This window comes from Flavobacterium sp. SLB02 (genome assembly GCF_009664855.1).
Lineage (GTDB): Bacteria > Bacteroidota > Bacteroidia > Flavobacteriales > Flavobacteriaceae > Flavobacterium.
This window is the reverse complement of the sequence record NZ_CP045928.1, coordinates 2,450,936-2,468,382: the sequence shown is the minus strand read 5'-3', so window position 1 is coordinate 2,468,382 and position 17,447 is coordinate 2,450,936. Positions and strand designations below refer to the sequence as shown.

The window sequence follows — 17,447 nt, the reverse complement described above, 5'->3', positions numbered from 1 at the left end:
TAAAAAAAAATCCCATTTCGTTTAGAAGCAGGATTTTTAATATTGAGGATTTGTGCTTTAAGTTTCTTCTTAAGGTAAAACTAATGTTTCAAGTATTAATCTAAAAACAAAGTTTAATCTTTTGAAAGAGTATTAGAAATTTTTTCTCCCAGCGCTTTTAATTTTTCGAAGGTTTCATTAGACACTAATTCTTTATCAATACCTGCTTTTAATTTTCCATCCCTCAATACAAAAGAATACGCCGTTTGTCCTTCGTTGTCTTTTTTCCAAATTTTGCTTCCGGAATCAGTAGATAAAATATTATGGTCTAAGTTGTCAGACAATAATTTCTCCAGCTTTTTGCTTTTCGAAGCATCAAAGTTTGCTGATAAAGAATAATAATTATCTGAATTTGAAATAGAAACAGATACTGAGGATTTCGTGGTTTTTGTTTGTCTGGACGGAGCTTTTGCAACGGCTGTTGTATTTCCCGACGTAGCTTCTGCTGTTTGTGCCTGCGCTAAAGTGTTCCAAATTAGCAAGGTTAAAAATAAAATGATTTTCATAATGAGAAGTTTTAAATTTTTATTCGTTTTTAGTATTAAACTTAAATCCCAAACCTCTTACGCTGGGAATAGAAATGTCCGGGTCTTCGCTAAAATATTTTCGAAGGCGGCTGATAAAAACATCCATACTTCGTCCGGAAAAGAAGTCATCATTGCCCCAGATTTCTTTTAAAATATCTTCGCGTTTGACCAGCTTGTTTTTATTGGCATATAAAAACCGAATCAGGTGCGCATCCTTTTCGGTAATTCGGTGTGTAATTTTTTCATGAGAAAGGGTGTAATTTTCGCCATCAAAAACATAACTTCCAATAGAAAATACCATAGTTTTTGTGGTATTGTCTGCAAGGGGTTTTTGACTTCGTTTCAGGATATTCTGAATCCGTAAAATCAATTCCTCGACTTCAAAAGGTTTTACTACATAATCATCGGCACCAAGGCGTAGTCCTTTTATTTTGTCTTCCTTAAAGCTTTTCGCTGTTAAAAAGATAAAAGGTGTTTCAGGAAATTTGTCGATAATATTTTCAGCCAGCGTAAAACCATCCATGTGAGGCATCATGACATCCAGAATACAGATATCCGGTTGGGTAGCCGAAAATATTTTCAAAGCTTCCTTGCCATCTTTTGCCCAGGTTACATTAAAGCCTGAAAATTCAAGATATTGCTTTAATATAGAAGCATAGTCAAAATCGTCTTCAGCTAATAAAATATGATGTTTCATACAGGAATTGTTATTGTGAATAAAGAACCTTTATTTTCCTCACTTTCAACGTTTATTGTACCGCCATAAGTTTGTACCAACTGCTTAATATAAAATAAGCCAAGACCAAGTCCTTTACTATTGTGAATATTTCCTTTTTCGACCCTGTAAAATTTATCAAAAATAGAGGCCTGCTCTTTAACAGGGATTCCTTTTCCGTTGTCTTTTACAGAAAGAATAAAGTTTCCGGCGGTTATTTTTAAGTCTGTCACAATTTTATTGGCACCATATTTTACGGCATTGTCCAAAAGATTGATCAGAATCGTATTAAGGTGAAAACGATCCATCGAAATAATAAAAGCTTCTTTTTGGCTTGTCAGTTCAATAGTGATATCGGGTTTGTAAAGCTTAAAATCGTCAATCATATCCTTTATTTCTTCGCTGGTCACCTGAATACTGTCTTTATTGGCAATGGGCGCGACAGAAGCTTCTGTTACCTGACGAAATAATTTTTGCAGTCTTTCGTTTTGCCTTGCAACCATAGCGAGCGTATTATTATAATGTTCCGGGCTCATTTGTTTGTCTTTTCGCTGCAATGTTTTTATTGCAATATCCATCGTAGCAAGCGGCGTTTGAAATTCATGTGTAATATTATTTACAAAGTCCGTTTTGATATCAGCAATTCGCTTTTGTGAGATAAGATTTTTGAGCGACATATAATATAAGAAAACGACAAATGCCATTAATAGTACTGAAAAGAGTAATAAACCCGCCATTTTAGAAATAATGATTTGCTGCAATTCATCAAAACTATAGTAACGGTTACTTTTTACAATCAGTATAAGTTCGTCATTACTATCTTTAGTTTCCCAACGCCCCATAGAAGAAAGAATTTTGTTCTTTTTTAAGGTATCATTGGCTAATATTAGCATTTTTCCATCAAATAAATTATTTTTTTTCCCACCCTTTATTACTGTTATTGAATTAAGATAAATAGAATAATCAATATCATAATCTTCAGGCTGTGCCATCTTTTTCATATAGGTCTTCATGGCTTTCGACAGCGAATCTCTTTTGACAGAAAGGTATTTAGTAAAAGCTGGCTTGGTTATATCACCTTTTGCATATTTTTTTGCATACTTTTTTGAATGTATGGACCAGGTATCGTTTATTTTTTCCCATTCTTCTGTGTCTTCCAAACGGGCGATTTGTTTTTTGATAGAGGTATTTATTTCCCTTTCATATAATTTATAAGTATTGTAGATAAAATAGCCTTGAATTGTAGCCAGAGCTATTACTGTAAAGATACAGGCACCAATTAAAAGCGTTATTTTTCTTTTCATCTGTTTTTGAATGTTTTGATCCGTACAAGAAATCAGTTTGTTTTTGTGGATACAAAGCTATTATATTTTAAGCTTTTTCAGATTAAAAACAAGACCGTTAACCGTACTTTAACCCAATTACTATTTGATAAATTAAGCCAGTCCCCATGAAAACTGAAAAGTCTTTGCTAAAAGCTTTTTTGTATTTACAATATGGTTTTTATCCTATGGTGTTTAACCCTTCGTTAACCCTGTGTTAACCATTTTCGGAAAATGATTTACAGAGATTTGCATCAAATAAATCATCAATGAAAAAATTAATCATGTTACTGTTGTGGGGTTCTTTTGCAGGTTATACGCAAGAAGTTTCCCTGTCTGGAAAGGTAGTCGACGGCTCTCATCAGGCCGTACCTTTCGCAGATGTCCTGCTTTTGCAGGCAAACGATTCTGTTAGTTATAAGACAGAACAAACCAATGAGTCCGGAGAATTTCGTTTTGGCGGTCTAGTAAAAGGCGATTACCTGCTAAAAATGAAAGCAATTGGTTTTGAAGAGTATTACAAAAAGATCACTATTCAAAAAGATACAATTCTGGGCGTACTTTCTTTAAAAGAAATTTCAAACAATCTTGAGGGGATTACAGTTACTTCAACCAGACCTATTGTAAAACGACTGACAGACAGGCTCGAATTTTCGGTAGAAAACTCATCGCTTTCATCAAATAATGCCTGGGAAATTCTAAGTAAAACCCCGGGAGTAATGACCAGTTCCGGAGGAGGAATAAGTATTCGCGGCAGTCAGAGTATACTCGTAACCATCAACGATAAGAAGGTTTATCTTAGTGGCGAAGAATTAAAGCAGTTTTTAGAAGGCACAAGCGGTGAGGAGGTAAAATCGATAGAAGTCATCACTAATCCGCCTGCAAAATACGAAGCGCAGGGAAGTGCCGTATTAAACATTAAACTAAAAAAGAATTTATCATTAGGCTATAAAGGCTCTGTAAATACTGCCTATGTACAATCCAAATACCCAAAAGGAATTGCGTCTGTAAATCAGTTTTATAAAGGAGAAAAATTGTCCCTTGCCGGAAGATATGGCCTTGGTTCTGGTGTATATGTCAATGAAGGGACAGATGTTGTACATTATTTAAAAGAAGATGGCTCGATCGATTCCCGTTGGGAAAGCATTATGATACGTAAGTCAAAGTCGCTGGAGCAACATTCTTACCGCCTTCAGGCTTCGTATGAAATTGATTCACTTAATACGATCTCCGCGGGAGGTACCGGATTGGTTACACCTAGACAACAGGGAGATTTTACAGTACCAACATTTATTTATGGTTCGAATGGTGCTCTGGATTCGTTATATATTACCCGAAACAACCGCAAAAATCCGTTACGAAATAATGCCTATAATATGTCTTTTGATCATTTGTTTAACGCAAAAGAGAAAGTCTCGGTAACAGCAGATTATACCCAATATTGGCGTCAGGAACGTCAGGATATTGTTTCAGCATTTTCGCTTCCCGAGGAAAGTCCTTATCGAACTACGCGTTTTATTAGTGATAATGCACAGGATATTCAGCTTTTTTCAGCCCAGACCGATTATTCGAATGAAAAAAACGGTACGCTGGAAGCAGGTTTGAAATTCGGAAATGTAAAAGCCCAAAGCAATCTCGATTATAAAGACGAAATCAATGGCGATTTCGTGAACAATCCCAATAGAACCAGTCTTTTTCTTTATGACGAGTCTATATTCGCGGGTTACACGAGTTATAGCAAAGAATTCGGGAAATGGAGCCTTAAAGCAGGCTTACGCGGAGAATATACAAGTTTGGAAGGAAACTCGGTTACTACTTCTGAAATTAATGAACAGCATTATTTTAAGCTTTTTCCAACGTTTTACGGACTTTACAAGCCATCAGAAGGTCATGAGATTGGTATTTCGTACGGCAAGCGAATTACGCGCCCGCAATACAGCAGGTTAAATCCATTTCGCTCTTATTATAATTCTTACTCCTATTTTGTGGGAGATCCAAAGTTGTTGCCTACCATTAGCCACAATGTCAATTTACTTTATACACTGAAAAATAAATACAATTTTGATCTTTTTTACCGTCTGGAGAAAAATCCTTCAATGGAAATTTCTTATCAGGATTATGAAACCAACATGCTGGTGTATCATTTTACAAATATCAAAGAAGATTTTGCTTTTGGACTGGAATTTAATACCAACCTTACTTTGTATGATTTCTGGGAATCCGGGATTCAGGCAGGATTAAGTTATGTCGAAGATAGTTTTCAGGGCAGGGATGGGAGTTTCTATAAAAACGGAAAACCTACTTATAATGCCAGCATCAGCAATCGTTTTGTACTCAACAAAAAGAAAGACTTAACCGGAGAATTAAACTTTCAATACAATTCCTCATCCGTACAGGGAACTTTTGTTATCAGTCAAACCTCGAACCTTTCTGCGTCTATTCGCAAGAAAATATGGAAAGGGAATGGAGAAGTATATGCCATCTTTTCGGATATTTATCGCGGAGAACAAGAAAAGGTCGTTACCAATTATGCAGACCAGTACAATTACTTTAAGTCGTATGGTGATACCCAGAGTTTTAGACTAGGATTTCGTTATAATTTTGGAAATCAGAATCTGGTCAACAAAAAGAAAGAAGGGCAGACCGAAGAGCAGCAACGCTTATAGCAAACAGAGCAGCATGTAAACGATTGAAGCTCAAAAAAACTTTAGAAAACAATAAGAAAATCCCATTTCTTACGAAATGGGATTTTCAGTTTTTTACTTTTTAAAACTATTTATTGAGCGTCCCAAGAAGCGCTAGGATAATAAATAGAACTGGTTACCGGAGCTTTCCAGTATTCCTGACTGCCACCACGGAAGGTATGCAGACTTACTGCATTTACATTTCGCTTAGAATCGTTAGTTACCCAACGAATGGTTTGGTTTAACAGCTCTGTACCATTTACATAATATTTGACATATCCGTCAGTATTTGATCCGGTATTTAACTTAACTGAGATTTGACAGTTGTATGTAACGCCTTCTTGTATGAAATATTTTTTTCCAAAATCATTACCAAATTGTCCCGGCTGATCTTTATAATAAACATAGGGCTGAAGGTAAGCGCCGCTTCCTTTGGCACTGTTTGATCCGTTTGGACAATACCACATAAATCGGGCACTACCGCCATTACCATCCCATCCAGGATCGCCACCGGTGTTCTGATCGCCAATTAGGATACCATATCCGCATTTACCGCCTCTGCTCCAATAAAATCCGGAATTAAATTTCATCTGGAACCAAACAGTGTAAACACCGCCCGACCAAACGCCGTAGGATGTACACAAACCACCCGGACACGATAGTGTATTTGTTTGCAATGTAATCGTTCTGGCACCGGCACCGCCACCTGCTAAAGCAGCAGCAGCTTTGTGAGTGTTTTGCGTTGCGTCATTAGCACTTTGCGATGCTTCTTTGCTAACGGCTTGGGGCTCATTTAACTCTTGTTCCTTTTCGCAGGAATTAAACACTAATGCCATAATAAATAGCAAACTTGTTAATTTGAAGATTTTTTTCATTTGTAAAAACTTTAAGGTTAATAATTAATTAATGGTTATTAAAATATGGATAGTAATTTATCAATGCATAAGCGGTTAAAAAACAGCGCATTATAATTGATGCAGCAAAGTTGAATAATAACAATTTGAAAGGGGAGTAAAAAAGTACGATTTTAGGTATGTAAAAATCTTACATATGTTATTTGTGTGTTTTTTTAGTATTTAAAAAATGTTTTTATTAAATAAATAGGTAAAAAATTGTGTACTATTTAAATAATTAAGATTATGATGATCTATATGTAAATGTACAGTGCAGAGGAAACTTTGAAAAGGGTAGAACGTGTATTTTTTTCGTAGTAATTCTTTCTCCGGAGTTTTTTTTAAAATTTAAAATAAATAAAGCATAATTTATTATTAATGTTTATTTTAAAATATACTTTTTAGTATATTTGCAATCTAATTAATGAACAATGCTTAGTAAGGCTGAAAGAACAAAACAATTTATACTGGAAACTGCGGTACCTCTTTATAATGAAAAAGGTATTTCGGGGGTTAATATTGATGATATTCTCGAAGCCACTAAACTTACAAAGGGCTGCCTTTACGGTCATTTTGAAAATAAAGAAGATTTATCAGAGCAGGTTATTGATTTGTCACTGAAAATGGTTTCAGACCGAATCAGAGGAGCGGTTTATCAGGCAAAAACAAGTAAAGGTAAAGTGTTTGCATTTTTAGATTTTTATAAAGACCCAATTGAAACTTATATTTCCGGGGGTTGCCCCATACTTAATACTGCTGTAGAAGCAGATGATAATTATCCTCTTATAAAAGAGAAAGTTGCCAAAGTATTTAGAAGCGGTCAACAGGAGTTAGCGGGGGTACTTCAGGAAGGAATTAATATTGGGGAGTTTTCCGCTAAACTTGATCCTGCTGTCTTTGCTTTTAAATTAGTAGCTTCAGTTGAAGGAGGTATTGTAATGTGCAGAGTTATGGGTACAGCAAAACCAATGCAGGGACTTATCAAAAGTTTAAAATCTGAATTAGAACAATACATCATATAATTTTTTTTTGATTAAAAATAGACCGAAAAGTATATTTTAAAATAGACTAAAAAGTCTAAAATGTAAAATAAAATAAAAATAATAACTCTTTAAATACATCATAATGAACGTACAAGGTAAAACAATATTGATAACCGGCGGAGCATCCGGAATTGGGCTTGAAGCCGCCAAACAGTTTTTAGCAATTGGTGCGAAAGTAATCGTTACCGGAAGGAATCAGGCCAAACTTGATGCTGCTAAAAAAGCAAATCCTGCTATTATAACAATCCAAAGTGATATAGCCAATAAAGAAGATGCGAAATTTCTTTTCAATAAAGTAAAGGAATTGGGCGGTATCGATATTTTGTATAATAACGCCGCTGTACTTGTACCACCTTCAAATTTAGGTATTGCTAATGACACACATACTGATGGTGCTGCCTACGAAATGGAAGTGAATTATCTGGGAGTAGTAAGACTGAATAATATTTTTATGGACATGCTGAAATCACGAAAAGAAGCAGCGATAATAAATACTACATCAATACTTAGTCAGAGTCCGTCGCTGCTGGAAGCTACTTATTCTTCTTCTAAAACAGCATTGGCTTTTTACACGATATCGCTACGTGAACATTTAAAGATCATTGGCAGTAACGTAAAAATATTTGAACTGATCCCGCCGCTTGTTGCTACAGAAATGACTGCAGAACGGAAAGATAAAAAAATATCTGTTGAAGAAATGGTAAAAGGCCTTATCGCCGGGCTTCGAAAAGAACATTATACAATACGAGTTGGTGACGCAAAACTATTTAACGTAATCAACAGGTTTTTCCCGAAAATGGCTTATAAATTAATTAATCCAAAGAAAAGTTATCAACTTTTAAAAAACTAACATGAAAGCATTTATCATAAATAAATATACCAAAGGAGCTCTTCAGCTTGCAGATGTTCCAAATCCTGTTGTGGGTAACAACGATGTTTTGATTGAGGTCTATTCAGCGGGCGTTAATGTTCTGGATTCAAAAATTAAAAAAGGAGAATTTAAATTGATGCTTCCTTACAAATTGCCTATGATTCTTGGTCATGATGTGGCCGGTATCGTTACCAAAGTGGGTAAAAATGTCACGAAATTTAAAGTTGGTGACGAAGTATATTCACGTCCTGCAGATTACCACGTAGGAACCTTTGCGCAATATATCGCCGTAAATGACAAAGATGTGGCATTTAAACCCAAAAACATTTCGATGAACGAAGCAGCCTCTATCCCGCTGGTAGCACTAACGGCATGGCAGACATTGGTTGAGCGTGGAGATTTAAAAAAAGGTCAGAAGGTATTTATACAGGCAGGTTCAGGCGGTGTGGGAACTGTAGCCATACAACTGGCAAAACATCTTGGAGCACAGGTTGCCACAACAGCCAGTAATAAAAGCTTTGAATTACTTAAAAATCTGGGCGCTGATGTACTGATCGATTACAAAACACATGATTTTGAACATGTACTTAAAGAGTATGATGTTGTAGTAAACAGTCAGGATCAAAAAACACTTGAAAAATCATTAAACGTCTTAAAACGAGGCGGTAAGATCATCTCTATTTCAGGGCCTCCAACACCTGAATTTGCGAAGGATTTAGGATTGCCATGGTATATCAAAATGATTATATCATTGATTAGTTTTGGCACAAGAAGCAAGGCTCAAAAAAAGCAGGTTGTGTTTAGTTTTTTATTTATGAGGGCAGAAGGAAGCCAGCTGCAGGAAATCACTAATCTGATTGAAGCTGATGTTATTAAACCTGTAGTAGATAAAGTATTTGCTTTTGAACAAACAAATGAGGCGCTGGAATATGTAGAAAGTGGTCGTGCAAAAGGTAAAGTTGTAATACAAGTAAAGAGTGAGAACTTTTAATTATGTCTTCTAAGATTTTCTTCATCTTTCAATTATAAATTTATTAATCGCAGCAAATGCAAATAAATAATGACACTCCCACTAATGTTGCTGAATATCATCTGAATCAATATCAGCATAACGTGCCAAGATTTTCGGTGCATGAAATTGATAATTATTTAAAAAAATATGATAAAAAAAGGAGGAAAGCTCATGCCGTGGATCATTACCAGATCATTTGGTTTAAAAAAGGAAGAGGCAGGTATTTTATTAATTTTAAAGCATATGATATTGACGAAAATACGCTGTTTTTTTTGAGCAAAAATGATATTCATTATTTTGACAGGAATACCGATTATAAAGGAGTGTTAATTCAGTTTAATGAAGAGTTTCTGATTCAGAACAATAGTGATATAGAGTTTTTCTTCAAACAAAGCCTGTTTAACAATCAGAAACACCCCTCCTGGACGCTTAATTCAGATGATACTTTTATTTTAGATGAATATTTAAACCTGATAAAAAATGAAATAGAAGATAAGAATGAATCCAGTCATGAAGAACTTTTAAAGTGTTACCTCAAAGTATTTTTGATTCAGGTGCAGTACAGATGGAGAAAATCGAATACAATTGATGGGCGCCAGATCTTACCTGAGGATAAAAAACAGCTTCAATTAATTAAATTTGTTAATCTTATAGAGGAAAATTATAAAAAAAGACTTAAGATATCTGATTACGCAGGGCTTCTGCAAATATCATCCAGAACATTATCAGACTTAACGAGTCAGTTGTTAGATAAAAGCCCTTCTGAGATGATTCACGAAAGGATTATTGCAGAAGCTCAAAGATTGCTTCTTGATACTAATTACAATATCAATAAAATAGGATATCATCTTGGTTTTGATGATGATTCTTACTTTGTAAAATATTTTAAAAAACATACTAGTATTTCTCCTTTAGATTTCAGAACTTTCCATTTAAGAGAAATATAAAGGCTAGAAAGCTCTTTTTAAATTTAATTTTATAATTAAAAAAAATACAGAATAAAAAGTCTTTCTGTAAGTAATCTTGAAATTTCATAATTACGGCTTAATTGGTAAATAAAATTTGGTAGTTTTACTGAAGCAACAATTACTGATATGAATATATATTATAATTTAATCTATGTGCGAAACCGGAAAAGAAATTAAACTTTGCACTTGTTTTCCAGCAACTATGGATAAAGTGGTACATCATAAAAACTCAAGAAAATCTAAAAATAAAAGACGTAACGACTTTACCTGGACGTTAGAAAGATGCTTAGGCCCAAGTAAATATACAATGGATGGAATGGGGTATTTACCGGATAAAACTTTATCAGAAGATTTGACTACTGAAAAAATGCTTATTGATCTTAACAGTAAAAATTGTTTTGATTTTGATTACGAACCTGCCGAAGGAGATAATCTTACAATTTATACTCCGGAAAACAATATTAGAAAACACTTATCTTTTATCTTTCAAAATGAAGAATGGATTGATGATTACTATCTGCCTTTCAAATACGAGATGAAAAAAATAAATTATGGGAAAGTAATTTTTGAAGATAAAAATGATAAATGATCCAAGCAACTTTTCTTTAAAAATTTTATATCTGACCGCAGATTAAATACATAAATCGAATCCTTCATCCTAAGCATCTAACAACAATTTAAAAAACAGCAATTTTCCCTGTTTGAATTTCGCCTGAGTTGGTAATTATTTTGTAGATGTAAATTCCTGCCGCAGTATTTTTTAGATTGATATCATTGGTTTTAGAAATCAAAGGAGAGGTAATAGTATTTTGTCCGTTTATAGTATACAAATAGAAAATAGCGTTTTCCTCTTTTTTGGCTTCAATATTTAATTCTTCATTTTTGCTTAATAGAGTAGGATGCACAAAAAACAAATCATTGCCTAAATAATTAGCATCAAGAATTATAGAGCTTATTATAGTATTGTTCTCTAAAACTATATTTATTTTATATTTATTGGTACCCTTTGTAGGGATAGTATCTAAAAAAGAGAATGTTTTTGAATCGATGTCATTTATTGTGCTAATAATAGTTTCGGTAGTATTAATTATTTTTACGAGCTCAATTCTTTTGATATTGTACAAACTGAAAAGACTGGCATCAATTTTTACTTTATTTTCCTCAAAAACTTCTGCAAAAGCCAACTCGAAATAGCAATTAGAGTTTTGAGTATACGGCAATGTTGATTCACTTTTTATTCCTTCATTACTATCAAATACTGGAGAAATAGTATAAATTTTCGCATCAGTATAGGCATAAGTAGTGTTTGTTGTTTGTTCTTTAAATTCTAAATGATCTCCTGTTAGTTGATAAATAGTAAATGAAGCAACATCGGCAGGTTTGTCCCAATTAATTTCTGTAGTTCCATCGCAAACTAAACTGGTACTGATATTTAAATCATAAGAAATTGTAAATTGATCAGAGATATAATCGGTATTTGCAATGGTCATCTTTAATATTGCTTTCGAAAATTTTTTCTCTGCAGGAGTATAGGTAACTTGTTCATTATCCAGATTTATATTGTCTGCGATAATTTCCCAGGTCTGTCCATTATTATAACTTATAGACAATTGTCCGGCGACACCAGAAAAGGAAGAATTCCATTTAAAAGGTGAAATCGTTTTGCCATCATAAGGGAAATTATCATTAGCAACAGGGTAATTCCATTCGAATTGATTTTCCGGTTCATATTCGTAAGCAATACTGTATTCCTGAGCTGTATTCGATACGTATGTACCCATAACGTTTATAGTATAAGATCGGGATGCGGGATTTTCGATAGTTACTTGCTCTATATTGTTAATCTTATCTTTTCCTCTTGTAGCTTGCTGATCAGGGGCATCAGGATTAAGAATCCAGGGTAAAAAAGTAGTATTTTCAGCCGAAACAATTTCCAGATCCAAATCGTTTACCAAACTTATATTGCTATTGATCGCAGCGGGTAAATCGTTCCAGACTAATGTGATTTTTAAGTTTTTTGCCTTTAGCGGAAGCGTAATAATATGTGAATTTGTCTGACCAGAGGTCAAATTACCAGATATAAATCTGTTTTCGCTGATTGTTTTTAAACTTTTATCAGCATTGATATTTCCATAACCATAAGTAAAATCCGGACCTATATTACCTAAATCTTTGGCACTATTAATTAAAATGGCTTTTGCGAGGGAATTAGACAAAGAGGTATTGTTTAAAGTTTTATAATGCTGTTTCATAAGCGTAATAATTCCTGTAGCTATTGCGGTAGAATTTGAAGTTCCTTGTGTGCTAAAAGCGACTAACTCTGGTTTTATACGGCCATCGTAAGCTGGACCTTTGGATGAAAACGGCATAATTACTTCGTTTTGGTCAATACAACCCACTACAATACTATTTTTGGATTGCTTGAAGTTACCCGTAATAGATTTATAACCCTGAAGACCGGTATTTCCGGAGGAAAAACAATGAGTTAAATCAGGGTTTGAGAATAATTGAGAATCATAAGCATTAGCCAGCGAACCATATAAATTTTCAATTTCTGTTCCGTACGAATGATTTTGAGTAGCAGCACCTTGCAAAGTAGCTACTTCATCAGGATAAATATTCAAAAAGTCAGATGAAAGCAGCTGAGTCTTTTGAGCAACTCCTTTTCCTAATGCAGAAGTATTTCCTAATCCGGAAACTATCGTAGCCATGGCTGTAGCGTGGCTGGAAACAATAGAGGATTCAATTGTAGAGGGGATGTATTTATTTAACAGATCAATATCATTCACATCAAAAAGATCATCTTTAATCGCTACAATTTGATTTTCGCCAGTTAAAAGAGGAAAATTTGTATTGGCTTTATTGATAGAATTGATCGTAAAATTTTGATCTGCTATTTTAGATTCAACGTTGGGCTGTAATGCTTCCTGAGAAATAGAAGAAACACTTTGTAGAGTTATAATTTCATCAAGAATTTTTTTAGAATCACTTTTTATCAATACAAGATGGTTGTCTACTATCCTGATATCAGAAATATTCAATGATTTCAAGTCAGTAAGTAACACTTCGATTGCATCAGTTGCGATTATATATTCCTTGCCTTCGGTATGATTTGAAAAATTGGATGGTAATTTCCATAAAGGATTAACGGCGAAAGTTTTTTTTGATGAAAGATTTGATCTTAAACTTTCATTTTCGACAATGCAAAAAGTAGTATCCAGTTTTTTTACAACCTTGTATTTGTTGCGATGTGCATTTTCTAAAGTTGTAAAATAGTATTTCTCAAATTTTATTTCGTTTTCTTTTTTTATGTATTGTTTCCATTTGTCAGAACTCTGTGAGAGACTGATTGTCGTTATCATAAAAAAGAGAAAAGTAATTTGTGTCTTCATTTACTATAGATGTTGGGGGTAATTGTAAATATTAATGGTCAATCTTATAAAAATTGACTTTGGCAACTATTTATTACTTCTTAATGGAGAAAAATCAAAGATGAAATTTTTGATTAATGATTTCGATCTAAAATATTTCTCCGTTGTAGGTAAGTCAAAGTTATTAAAATATTTGTAATAAAATTATGGGTTTTTATTTCATTCAAAATCTTCAAAATTCTTATCAGAACGATTCTTTTTTTATACCCTTTTTATGTTTTGGATGATAGAAAACACTAAAAGTCATTTTTTGACACAGAATACACAAAACAGATCACAAAAATCGCATTATTATAGATAACAAGTTGATTTGTATTGAATTACTGATTTTACTGGGCTTAGAGCAGTTGTAAGATAATTATCATTAATAGATTTATGCGATTATCGGGTAAATAGTGTTAAAATGTTATATTATAAGTATTTTAATACTAAAAATATCTAAATTTGGTCGTGAATATTACAAATATTTTGTGAAGACCCAAATTTATCAACTTATTTTAACAACCAAATTTAAACCTATTATGAAAAAAATTAAATCACTTTTAGCCCTGTCATTTATAGCGCTAACAATTGTGTCTTGTAACAAAGAAGATGTTGCAGATCAATCTAATCAGGAATCACTTAAAGTAACACCAGAAGTGTTAAATAAACTGAGTTCACTTTCACTAAATACATCAGATGTGCAGGTGATTCAGAATACAAAATTAGATGGTACTACTGAGGATGCATTCCTGATAGAAGGAGATATTATCGTGACTGAAGAACAATTAAAGAATATGGATCTTCACGGAGGTATTACCACAGAACAATATCGTACTACAAATTTAGTAACAGCTCCAAAAACTATTAAAGTGGTTGGATTATCAGGGACTGGTACAACAGCTCTGACTACAAATATGCGTGCTGGATTGCAGGCCGCTATAAACAGATACAATAGTTTAGGATTGTCTATCAACTTTACACTGACTTTTAGTTCAAGTACTACGGGTGCAAATATTGTGGTAAGAAGACAGACAGGATCTGCCGGTGGAGTAGCAGGTTTCCCTACTGGAGGAAATCCTTATAATTCAGTTACATTGTATTCAGGATTAGATACTTATTCAACAGGTGTAAACGCACACGTAGCGGCACACGAAATTGGTCACTGTATTGGTTTACGTCATACAGACTGGTTTAGCCGTCAAAGTTGTGGACAAAATTCAAACGAGGGAACAGCAGGTGTAGGAGCAATCCAAATACCGGGAACACCTTCAGGGTATGACGCAACTTCTTATATGAGAGCATGTTTCGGTTCAAACGAAACAGGAGCTTTTAACGCTAACGATGTTACAGCTCTGAATTATTTATACTAGAAAGTTGATTTAGAGTTGTCTTTACAAAATATAGGAGGCTGTTTCAAAAAATTTTGAAGCAGCCTCTATTTTATTGAATGGTTTGTTCTAAACAGCTTACTGTTTTAATCAATATATTGGAAATTATGCTTAATTGAGAATCTAATATTCATCAACGGCATCTTGTTCGAAATTAAAAACAGAAAAACAGCAACTTTATATAGTTTCTACTGTTTGTCTTAAAGGAAGAGTAACAGTGAATTCAGCCCCATTGTCTTTTTCTCCGGTAGCGCTGATTTTTCCGTTGTGTCTTTTTGCGATTTTTCTGCACAGCGCAAGTCCAAGACCATTGCCTTCATAATGATCTTTAGAATGCAGTCTTTCAAAAGCTGTAAATATTCTTTCGGCATATTCAGCATCAAGACCAATGCCATTATCTTTGATTGTGATCTGCACTGCATCGACGCCATCACTATTTACAAGAGCGCTGGTGATAATAACTCTTGGAGGCTGATCTGCTTTTGAGAATTTCAAGGCATTTTGTATCAAATTATAGAAAAGCTGGCTGATTAAAATAGGCGCTCCTTCTATTTCAGGAAGATCGCAAGTTACTAAAATAGCATCTTTTTCTTTTATTACCAGTTCAAGGTCTATTTTGATATTTTCAATAACTTCATTGAGATCTATGGTGTCAATAATCTGCAGCGTTTTATCTAAAGTAGAATAGGTTAAAATTCCCTCTATGATATTTTCCATCCTTTGAGCAGACTGACTGACCTTATGAATGTATTTTCTGGATTTTTCATTAACATCACTTTCGACATTATTTTTTAAAAGAGTATTGAAAATTTTAATTTTACGTAATGGCTCTCTCAAATCATGACTGACTACGCTGGCAAACTGCATAAGATCATTATTAGATCGCGTTAATTCATCTGTACGATAGGTAACCTGTTTTTTTAATTCTTCTTCAAATTCTTTCTGTTCATGGATATCCTGAATAATTCCAATTATAGTTTTTGAATTACCTTCTTTATCCTTTATAATCTTACCATTAATTTTGGTCCATCGCGCTGATTGGTCCTCATTTACAATGCGCGCTTCGTAGCATATTTTTCCGCTTATTGCAGCTTCCTGATGCGCTTTTTCGCGTGCAGGCAGATCATCCGGATGAAGTTTTGCAATTAAATCTTCATTGGTTACTTCGTTTTCAATATTGCACATAGCATTGAAATTACCTGAGGTTTTAATTTTTTTTGTAGCAAGGTCTATTTCATAACTTCCTATTCCTGAGGTATCGATAGCCATGGTAAGCCTTTCAGTCGAATTTTGTATTTCTTCTTTTGCCAGTTGTAAATCGGTTATATCAGTACCAGTGTTGAGAACCCCATAAACTTGTCCCTTATCATCAAACAAAGGAATAAAACTATAGTTGAAGTAATGCTCCATCATGGTTCCCTCTATTACCAGATCTACTTTTTTGCATTTGGCATGAAAAGCAATTCCGGTTTTTAGTACGCCTAATGCCTGATCTAAAATTTGTTGTTTTTCAATTTCCGGAACAACATCAAGATAGGTTTTTCCAAGTACATCATTTCCTTTGCCCCAGGTCTTGATCATGGATGCATTAGCTAATTCAATTTTAAGATTATTTCCTATATATACCCCAATGGGCAGCGGAATCGAGTCAATTATATTTTGTAAAAGCCTTGGATTTTGATACATAGTGGTTAGGGTTAATTGATATAGTTTTTATTGCGAAGCTATTGGTTTTTAAAAGTTTCCTGTTACATGAATTCATTATAGTATATCACAATTCCAATAACTTTTTCATAATTATAATGGTAAGGACATTATACATAAGAATTATAGCGAACTAACGAAGTTAAGTAAAAAACATATAGTTTTGTTTAGAGTTTAAAGAAAATACTTAAACAATAAGCATCTTTAACATTCCGATATTTACTTTAATAAAATGAACCTTAATTCTTATAGGATTTAATAGATAATATCTGATTTTTTGAAAAAAGGATTCAGGAAGCAGTTTGTGCAGGGCCAAACTTAAATCTTTAAAAAAGACGAATAATATTTTGATTGTTGGCAGTAAAGAAATTGATAATGCTGTTTAGGGCAAACAGTTGTACAATTATCAGGAGAACAATATCAGCAGAGCAGGAGTAATCCTGATCTCATCCATTCAATTTGAAATCATTTACCTCAATGAGAATACGATTTCATAATGGTGTAAAATAAAAAAAGCACCTGTCAGACAGGTGCTTAATAAACTAGTTCTATAGTATATGTTATGCTATGATTACGTTTACTGCGTTTGGACCTCTACGGCCTTCTTCTACGTCATATCGAACTGAATCGTTTTCACGAATGTTTTCTGATAGACCTGAAACATGAACAAAAACTTCGTTTCCTCCATTATTTGGTGTAATAAATCCGAAACCTTTTTCTTCATTGAAGAATTTTACTGTACCTTCTTGCATATTAAATATTTAATTTTGTCAAATGTAGCCTATTAAAAAATAGAAAGTTAGAAAATAATTTTTAATTATGCTTTTATTAACTTTAATTACGTAAAGTTATCTTTCTTCATTTTGAA

Annotated in this window: 14 protein-coding genes; 7 read left to right on the top strand and 7 right to left on the bottom strand. The window is 33.6% G+C overall.

The window, feature by feature from the left end:
- Window positions 1-113: 113 nt before the first annotated feature.
- From GIY83_RS09295 to GIY83_RS09285, 3 genes are read right to left on the bottom strand one after another with little or no spacing between them, the layout of a single operon-like run.
- Window positions 114-545 carry a hypothetical protein gene (locus GIY83_RS09295; RefSeq protein WP_208686524.1) on the bottom strand — a complete coding sequence of 144 codons (432 nt, stop codon included), beginning with the start codon at window positions 543-545 and terminating at the stop codon, window positions 114-116.
- A gap of 19 nt (window positions 546-564) precedes the next feature.
- Window positions 565-1,263, bottom strand: a complete 699-nt coding sequence (locus tag GIY83_RS09290) for a response regulator transcription factor (protein ID WP_208686522.1) — start codon at window positions 1,261-1,263, stop codon at window positions 565-567.
- The gene (locus GIY83_RS09285; protein ID WP_208686520.1) at window positions 1,260-2,585 is read right to left on the bottom strand and encodes a sensor histidine kinase KdpD; all 1,326 of its coding nucleotides are present in this window, start codon (window positions 2,583-2,585) and stop codon (window positions 1,260-1,262) included. Before GIY83_RS09285 ends, GIY83_RS09290 begins: the two co-directional genes overlap by 4 nt.
- Window positions 2,586-2,872: 287 nt before the next feature.
- Between GIY83_RS09285 and GIY83_RS09280 the strand changes: the two genes are divergently transcribed.
- The gene (locus GIY83_RS09280) at window positions 2,873-5,269 is read left to right on the top strand and encodes an outer membrane beta-barrel family protein (protein WP_208686518.1); all 2,397 of its coding nucleotides are present in this window, start codon (window positions 2,873-2,875) and stop codon (window positions 5,267-5,269) included.
- A 110-nt stretch (window positions 5,270-5,379) separates the two neighbouring features.
- Here the strand turns inward: GIY83_RS09280 and GIY83_RS09275 are convergent, their stop codons facing one another.
- A complete protein-coding gene (locus GIY83_RS09275) occupies window positions 5,380-6,162 on the bottom strand; it encodes a polysaccharide lyase (RefSeq protein WP_208686516.1) in 783 nt (260 codons plus the stop codon).
- A 449-nt stretch (window positions 6,163-6,611) separates the two neighbouring features.
- Here GIY83_RS09275 and GIY83_RS09270 point away from each other — a divergent pair, with 449 nt between their 5' ends.
- The 5 genes from GIY83_RS09270 to GIY83_RS09250 all read left to right on the top strand — a co-directional run bounded on the left by GIY83_RS09270 (window position 6,612) and on the right by GIY83_RS09250 (window position 10,663).
- On the top strand, window positions 6,612-7,202 hold the full coding sequence (locus GIY83_RS09270) for a TetR/AcrR family transcriptional regulator (RefSeq protein WP_208686515.1): 591 nt from the start codon (window positions 6,612-6,614) through the stop codon (window positions 7,200-7,202).
- Window positions 7,203-7,305: 103 nt separating this feature from the next.
- Entirely contained in the window at window positions 7,306-8,073 is a 768-nt protein-coding gene (locus tag GIY83_RS09265; protein WP_208686513.1) for an SDR family oxidoreductase, read from the top strand.
- Window position 8,074: 1 nt separating this feature from the next.
- On the top strand, window positions 8,075-9,085 hold the full coding sequence (locus GIY83_RS09260) for an NADP-dependent oxidoreductase (RefSeq protein WP_208686511.1): 1,011 nt from the start codon (window positions 8,075-8,077) through the stop codon (window positions 9,083-9,085).
- Between the two features lie 56 nt (window positions 9,086-9,141).
- Complete coding sequence (locus GIY83_RS09255; protein ID WP_208686510.1) at window positions 9,142-10,053, top strand: AraC family transcriptional regulator; 912 nt, start codon at window positions 9,142-9,144, stop codon at window positions 10,051-10,053.
- A gap of 172 nt (window positions 10,054-10,225) precedes the next feature.
- The gene (locus tag GIY83_RS09250; protein WP_208686509.1) at window positions 10,226-10,663 is read left to right on the top strand and encodes a hypothetical protein; all 438 of its coding nucleotides are present in this window, start codon (window positions 10,226-10,228) and stop codon (window positions 10,661-10,663) included.
- 88 nt (window positions 10,664-10,751) lie between these two features.
- Here the strand turns inward: GIY83_RS09250 and GIY83_RS09245 are convergent, their stop codons facing one another.
- A complete protein-coding gene (locus tag GIY83_RS09245; RefSeq protein WP_208686508.1) occupies window positions 10,752-13,466 on the bottom strand; it encodes a S8 family serine peptidase in 2,715 nt (904 codons plus the stop codon).
- A gap of 560 nt (window positions 13,467-14,026) precedes the next feature.
- Here GIY83_RS09245 and GIY83_RS09240 point away from each other — a divergent pair.
- Window positions 14,027-14,857, top strand: coding sequence for a M57 family metalloprotease (locus tag GIY83_RS09240; RefSeq protein WP_208686507.1), 831 nt, complete (start codon window positions 14,027-14,029; stop codon window positions 14,855-14,857).
- A gap of 195 nt (window positions 14,858-15,052) precedes the next feature.
- On the opposite strand, the gene GIY83_RS09235 is transcribed toward GIY83_RS09240, so the two are convergent.
- Window positions 15,053-16,561, bottom strand: coding sequence for an ATP-binding protein (locus GIY83_RS09235; RefSeq protein WP_194614782.1), 1,509 nt, complete (start codon window positions 16,559-16,561; stop codon window positions 15,053-15,055).
- 578 nt (window positions 16,562-17,139) lie between these two features.
- Window positions 17,140-17,331 (bottom strand): cold-shock protein, encoded by a 192-nt coding sequence (locus GIY83_RS09230; protein ID WP_194614781.1) that lies wholly within the window; start codon window positions 17,329-17,331, stop codon window positions 17,140-17,142.
- Between the last annotated feature and the right edge of the window lie 116 nt (window positions 17,332-17,447).

Coding starts and splice junctions, on each gene's coding strand:
- GIY83_RS09270 (WP_208686515.1), top strand. CDS start 6,612: ATGCTTAGTAAGGCTGAAAGAACAAAACAATTTATACTGGAAACTGCG.
- GIY83_RS09290 (WP_208686522.1), bottom strand. CDS start 1,263: ATGAAACATCATATTTTATTAGCTGAAGACGATTTTGACTATGCTTCT.
- GIY83_RS09240 (WP_208686507.1), top strand. CDS start 14,027: ATGAAAAAAATTAAATCACTTTTAGCCCTGTCATTTATAGCGCTAACA.
- GIY83_RS09260 (WP_208686511.1), top strand. CDS start 8,075: ATGAAAGCATTTATCATAAATAAATATACCAAAGGAGCTCTTCAGCTT.
- GIY83_RS09265 (WP_208686513.1), top strand. CDS start 7,306: ATGAACGTACAAGGTAAAACAATATTGATAACCGGCGGAGCATCCGGA.
- GIY83_RS09250 (WP_208686509.1), top strand. CDS start 10,226: ATGTGCGAAACCGGAAAAGAAATTAAACTTTGCACTTGTTTTCCAGCA.
- GIY83_RS09230 (WP_194614781.1), bottom strand. CDS start 17,331: ATGCAAGAAGGTACAGTAAAATTCTTCAATGAAGAAAAAGGTTTCGGA.
- GIY83_RS09295 (WP_208686524.1), bottom strand. CDS start 545: ATGAAAATCATTTTATTTTTAACCTTGCTAATTTGGAACACTTTAGCG.
- GIY83_RS09245 (WP_208686508.1), bottom strand. CDS start 13,466: ATGAAGACACAAATTACTTTTCTCTTTTTTATGATAACGACAATCAGT.
- GIY83_RS09285 (WP_208686520.1), bottom strand. CDS start 2,585: ATGAAAAGAAAAATAACGCTTTTAATTGGTGCCTGTATCTTTACAGTA.
- GIY83_RS09255 (WP_208686510.1), top strand. CDS start 9,142: ATGCAAATAAATAATGACACTCCCACTAATGTTGCTGAATATCATCTG.
- GIY83_RS09235 (WP_194614782.1), bottom strand. CDS start 16,561: ATGTATCAAAATCCAAGGCTTTTACAAAATATAATTGACTCGATTCCG.
- GIY83_RS09280 (WP_208686518.1), top strand. CDS start 2,873: ATGAAAAAATTAATCATGTTACTGTTGTGGGGTTCTTTTGCAGGTTAT.
- GIY83_RS09275 (WP_208686516.1), bottom strand. CDS start 6,162: ATGAAAAAAATCTTCAAATTAACAAGTTTGCTATTTATTATGGCATTA.